A 5,268-nucleotide genomic window follows, 5' to 3' on the forward strand; every position below is an offset into this window, starting at 1 on the left:
TGCCCGCCGCATAGTCGGGCGCGGCCAGCGGATGGCCGGTCGGCACGATCGCCACGATCTCGTCCTCGCGCCACGCATGCACCGCCGTACCCGGCGGCAGCGCCTCGCCGGGCGGCCCTTCGATCATCGCGATATCGAGCGACGGCAGCGCCGCGACCACGTCGGCCGTGTTGCCGCTCATCGTGTGGATCGCCACGCGCGGCGCGCGCGGCTGGAACGCCGCGATCAGGTACGGCAACAGATAGCTCGCGGGCGTGGTGCTCGCGCCGATGCGCAGCGTGCCGGCCTCGAGGCCCCGTACCGCGTCGCGAAACGCGCGCGCCTGCGCGAAGGTGTCGCGCTGCGCCTTCGCGTACTGCGCGAGCTGTTCGCCGACCGGGGTCAGGCGGATGCCGCGGCCTTCGCGCTGGTAAAGCGGCTCGCCGAATTCGTCCTGCAGCAGCCGCAACTGGCCCGACACGGCCGGCTGCGACAGATGCAGCGCCACGGCGGCGTGGCTGATGTTCAGGTGCTCGGCGACGGCGGCGAACGTTATCAGTTGATCCGGGGTCATGGGGATAAATTATCGGCTTTCCGGATAGTTTACGTCACAAATCACAATTTTTCATATCGATATAACGAAATTAGGATTACACCATCGCAACACGCTCCATCACGGTGCTTCCATGTCCACTGCTCCGACTCCCCATCTCAGCCCCGCCGCGCCGTCGATGCGCGGCCAGTTGAACGGCGTGCTGTTCGTCGCGCTGTTCGCCGCCGCCGTCACGAGCCTGTCCCAGCTTCCCGCGATCGCGGGGCTCGGCCTGTCGCCGCTGATCGTCGGCATCGTCGCCGGTGCGCTGTACGGCAATGCGCTGCGCGACGGCATGCCGGCCAGCTGGGCGGCCGGCGTCAACTTCTCCGCACGCAAGCTGCTGCGCATCGCGGTCGCGTTCTTCGGGTTGCGCGTCAGCCTGCAGGAAATCGCGCAAGTCGGGCTCCCGGGCCTGACGGTGTCGGTGCTGGTCGTCGTCAGCACGCTCGTGATCGGCACCTGGGCCGGCATGAAGATCATGAAGCTCGACCGCGATTCGGCCCTGCTGACCGCCGCCGGCAGCGCGATCTGCGGCGCGGCCGCCGTGCTCGCGTTCGAGTCGACGCTGCAGTCGAAGCCGCACCAGAGCGCGATGGCAGTCGGCAGCGTCGTGCTGTTCGGCACGCTGTCGATGTTCCTGTACCCGATCGCGTATCACGCCGGGCTGCTGAACCTCGATCCGGCCGGCCTCGGCCTGTTCTTCGGCGGCACGATCCACGAGGTCGCGCAGGTGGTCGGCGCGGCGAGCGACATCAGCCCGCAGGTCGCGCACATCGCGACGATCGTCAAGATGACCCGCGTGATGCTGCTGGTGCCGGTGCTGCTGGTGCTCGGCTGGTGGCTGGCCCGCTCGGCACGTGCGACCGCCGGCGGCGCGCAAGGCAAGCGCAAGGTGGCCGTACCCTGGTTCGCACTCGGCTTCCTCGGCTTCGTGATCGTCAATTCGCTGAACGTGCTGCCCACCGACGTCACCCACACGCTGAACGTACTCGACACCTTCGCGCTGACGATGGCCATGACCGCACTCGGCATCGAAACCCGCGTCGCGCAGATCCGCGCAGCCGGCCCCCGGGCGCTGATGACCGGCCTGATCCTGTACGTGTGGCTGATCGCCGGCGGCTACGGGATCACCTGGGCGGTACAGCACTGGCTTGGCTGAGTTGCCCGCCCGTGACACTTCGCGCGCCGCGCCCGACGGGATGGTCCCGCGGGCGCGGCGCAGTGCTATGCTTCGCGTCGTTTTCCATCGCCCTCTTTCAGCCGTGCTCTCGTTCCTGCTGAAGCTGCGCACTCGCGCCCAAACGCTGTTCCGCCTGTCGGACGCCCATACGATGCTGATCTGGTCAGCCATCGTCGGCGTCGGCGGCGCCTTTGCCACGATGGCGTTCCGCGAAGGCATCGACCTGATGCAGCACCTGATCTCCGGGCAAAGCGGCAGCTTCGTGCAGATGGCCAAGCGCCTGCCCTGGTACGTGCGGTTCTGGATGCCGGCCGCGGGCGGCTTCCTCGCCGGCTGCGTGCTGCTGCTCGCGATGCGGGGCGACAAGAAGGCCGGCAAGACCGACTACATGGAATCGGTCGCGCTCGGCAACGGCGTCGTGCCGGTTCGCCAGAGCCTGTGGCGCAGCGTGTCGTCGCTGCTGACGATCGGCAGCGGCGGCTCGATCGGCCGCGAAGGCCCGATGGTGCAGCTCGCGGCGCTCGCCGCGTCGCTCGTCGGCCGCTTCGCGCACTTCGACCCGCCGCGCCTGCGCCTGCTGGTCGCGTGCGGGGCGGCGGCCGGCATTACGTCCGCGTACAACGCGCCGATCGCCGGCGCCTTCTTCGTATCGGAGATCGTGCTCGGCGGCATCGCCATGGAAAGTCTCGGGCCGATGATCGTCTCGTCGGTCGTCGCGAACATCGTGATGCGCGAATTTGCCGGCTACCGGCCGCCGTACGAGATGCCGGTGTTTCCGGCCGTCACCGGCCCCGAAGTGCTGCTGTTCGTCGTGCTCGGCGCGCTGTGCGGCGTGCTCGCGCCGCAGTTCCTGCACCTGCTCGATGCGTCGAAGAACCACTTCAAGCGGCTGCCCCTGCCGCTGCCCGTGCGGCTCGCACTCGGCGGCCTCGTCGTCGGCGTGATCTCGGTATGGGTGCCGGACGTGTGGGGCAACGGCTACAGCGTGGTGAACCACATCCTCCATTCGCCGTGGACCTGGCAGGCACTCGTCGCGGTGCTCGTGTTCAAGGTGATCGCGACCTCCGCCACCGTCGGCTCCGGCGCGATCGGCGGGGTGTTCACGCCGACGCTGTTCGTCGGCGCGGTGTTCGGCTCGCTGTTCGGCCTCGCGATGCAAGCCGTGTGGCCCGGCCATACGTCGGCGTACTTCGCGTACGCGATCGTCGGGATGGGCGCGTTCCTGACGGGCGCCACGCAGGCGCCGCTGATGGCGATCCTGATGATTTTCGAGATGACGCTCAGCTACCAGGTCGTGCTGCCGCTGCTGGCGTCCTGCGTATTCGCGTACTTCGTCGCGCGCGCGACCGGTACGACGTCGATGTACGAGATCACGCTGCACCACCACCAGGATGCCGAGGAACGCAGCCGGATCCGCACCACGCAGATGCGCGAACTGATCCAGCCCGCTCAGACGGTCGTGCCGCTGACGGCGAGCGTCGCCGACATGACGCGCGTGTTTCTCGAATATCCGGTGAAGTATCTGTACGTGACCGACGACGCCGGGCGCTTTCGCGGCGCGGTCGCACTGAAGGACATTACGTCGGACCTGCTCGACAAGCGCGACACGACCGACAAGACGGCCGCGCACTACGCGCACACGCCGTTTCCGCTCCTCACGCCCGACATGCCGCTTGCCACCGCGCTCGAACGTTTCATGGCGTTCCAGGGCGAACGCCTGCCGGTGATCGAAAGCGAAGCCGAGCCGACGCTCGCCGGGGTCGTCTACAAGACGTCGCTGCTCGATGCGTACCGGCGGATGACCGGCGAACGCTGACCGCGCGCCTCGCCGCCCGCCGCACGAGCACGGCTCGGGGCCAACCCCCGCTCAGTCCGGCGCGCGCCCCAGCACGACGCGCGCGAAGAACCCCGCGAGCACCGATTCGGCCACCTCGGCCGACACGTGCTGCGGATCGGCCGTGTAATACGACTGCACGCCATCACACAGGCACATCAGCCCGAACGCGAGCGTCTCCGCGGGCAGCAGCAGCGGCGTGCCCGCGCGCTCGGAGAAGCGCCGGATGAACTCGGCCATCTGCAGGCGCTTGCCATGCAGGAACTGGTTGAAGCGCACGCGGAATTTCGCGTCGCGCGCGGCCTGCAGCTTCGCCTCGCCCCACAGCAGCGCATATTCGTCGTCCTGAAACAGCGTCCGGTAATACGCGAGCGCCATCGACTCCATCTGCTCGCGCGTTCCGCCCCCGTCGAAAATCGCCTGGAAGTCGGCCTGCACCTCCGCATGGTCGCGCTCCAGCAATTCCAGCAACAGGTCGGACTTGCTGCGGAAATTCGAATAGAACGCGCCGCGCGTGTAGCCGGCCGCCGCCGCGATGTCCTCGACGCTCGCGGCCACATAGCCTTTCTTCAGAAAAATACGGTGTGCGGCAATCAGCAGACGTTCGCGCGTCTGGTCCCGGCTCTGCTCGCGAGTTAAGCGCTGTGGTTTCATGGCGCGCAGTCTAGCACCCTTTCCCTTTCGGATTCATCTTTGCATTCAGATACAGGTGTGTATTAGAATTCGCCACAGTTTCTGAAAGATGGTGTCCGCGCGACCTTGCCGGCGCCGCTCGGGGCAAGCGCCGGCCGCGCTTGCCGGCTTCGTTCCGCTCTCGCTCTCACCTCATCTGGGGGTTTCGTGAATCGCTCCGGTTCCCGCGCCGCGCTGCTGATCGGCGCCGCGCTTGTCCTTGCCGCCTGTCATCCGAAAGAATCCGCGCCGCCCGCCCCGCGCCCCGTCGTCGCGCTGCCCGCCCATGCCGACGATGCTGCCGTCGCCCGCACGCTCCCCGGCGAAATCCAGCCGCGCTACGCCACCCCGCTGTCGTTCCGCATCGCCGGCAAGATCATCGAGCGCAAGGTGCGCCTCGGCGATACGGTCAAGGTCGGCCAGGTCGTCGCGCTGCTCGACCCGTCCGACGTCGAGAAGAACGCCGCGAGCGCGCAGGCGCAACTCGATGCCGCGACGCACAGCCTCGCGTTCGCGAAGCAGCAGCTCGACCGCGATCGCGCGCAGGCGCGCGAGAACCTGATCGCGACCGCCCAGCTCGAGCAGACCGAGAACAGCTACACGTCGGCGCTCGCGCAGCGCGACCAGGCGCAGCAGCAGCTCGCGCTCGCGAAGAACCAGCTCCGCTACGCGACGCTCGTCGCCGATCACGCGGGCACCATCACCGCCGAACAGGCCGACACCGGCCAGAACGTGTCGGCCGGCCAGGCCGTCTACCAGCTCGCGTGGTCCGGCGACGTCGACGTCGTCAGCGACGTGCCGGAGGCCGCGCTTGCGTCGCTCACGCCCGGCCACACGGCCAATGTCACGCTGCCGTCGCTGCCGGGCCGCCAGTTCGCCGCGAAAGTGCGCGAAATCGCGCCGGCCGCCGATCCGCAAAGCCGCACGTATCGCGTGAAGCTCACGCTCGCCGCGCCCGATCCGGCGATCCGGCTCGGGATGACCGCCAGCGTCGCGTTCGACGGCGCG

5 protein-coding genes are annotated in these 5,268 nt (G+C 68.3%); 3 read left to right on the top strand and 2 right to left on the bottom strand.

Annotated features, from left to right (window positions below):
* The coding region (locus G3N99_RS33785) for a LysR family transcriptional regulator (protein ID WP_206124538.1) at positions 1-553 on the bottom strand (553 nt) is incomplete at its 3' end.
* A gap of 112 nt (positions 554-665) precedes the next feature.
* Between G3N99_RS33785 and G3N99_RS33790 the strand changes: the two genes are divergently transcribed.
* Complete coding sequence (locus G3N99_RS33790) at positions 666-1,733, top strand: YeiH family protein (protein WP_011352183.1); 1,068 nt, start codon at positions 666-668, stop codon at positions 1,731-1,733.
* Between the two features lie 103 nt (positions 1,734-1,836).
* The gene (locus G3N99_RS33795) at positions 1,837-3,570 is read left to right on the top strand and encodes a ClcB-like voltage-gated chloride channel protein (RefSeq protein ID WP_206124540.1); all 1,734 of its coding nucleotides are present in this window, start codon (positions 1,837-1,839) and stop codon (positions 3,568-3,570) included.
* A gap of 51 nt (positions 3,571-3,621) precedes the next feature.
* Here G3N99_RS33795 and G3N99_RS33800 read toward each other — a convergent pair whose 3' ends face one another.
* Positions 3,622-4,242, bottom strand: coding sequence for a TetR/AcrR family transcriptional regulator (locus G3N99_RS33800; RefSeq protein ID WP_174933937.1), 621 nt, complete (start codon positions 4,240-4,242; stop codon positions 3,622-3,624).
* 186 nt (positions 4,243-4,428) lie between these two features.
* On the opposite strand from G3N99_RS33800, the gene G3N99_RS33805 reads away from it, so the two are divergent.
* On the top strand, positions 4,429-5,268 hold an 840-nt coding region (locus tag G3N99_RS33805; protein WP_206124539.1), incomplete at its 3' end, for an efflux RND transporter periplasmic adaptor subunit.

The organism is Burkholderia sp. Ac-20392, from assembly GCF_017104585.1.
Taxonomy (GTDB): Bacteria; Pseudomonadota; Gammaproteobacteria; order Burkholderiales; family Burkholderiaceae; genus Burkholderia; species Burkholderia lata.

Coding starts and splice junctions, on each gene's coding strand:
- G3N99_RS33790 (WP_011352183.1), top strand. CDS start 666: ATGTCCACTGCTCCGACTCCCCATCTCAGCCCCGCCGCGCCGTCGATG.
- G3N99_RS33800 (WP_174933937.1), bottom strand. CDS start 4,242: ATGAAACCACAGCGCTTAACTCGCGAGCAGAGCCGGGACCAGACGCGC.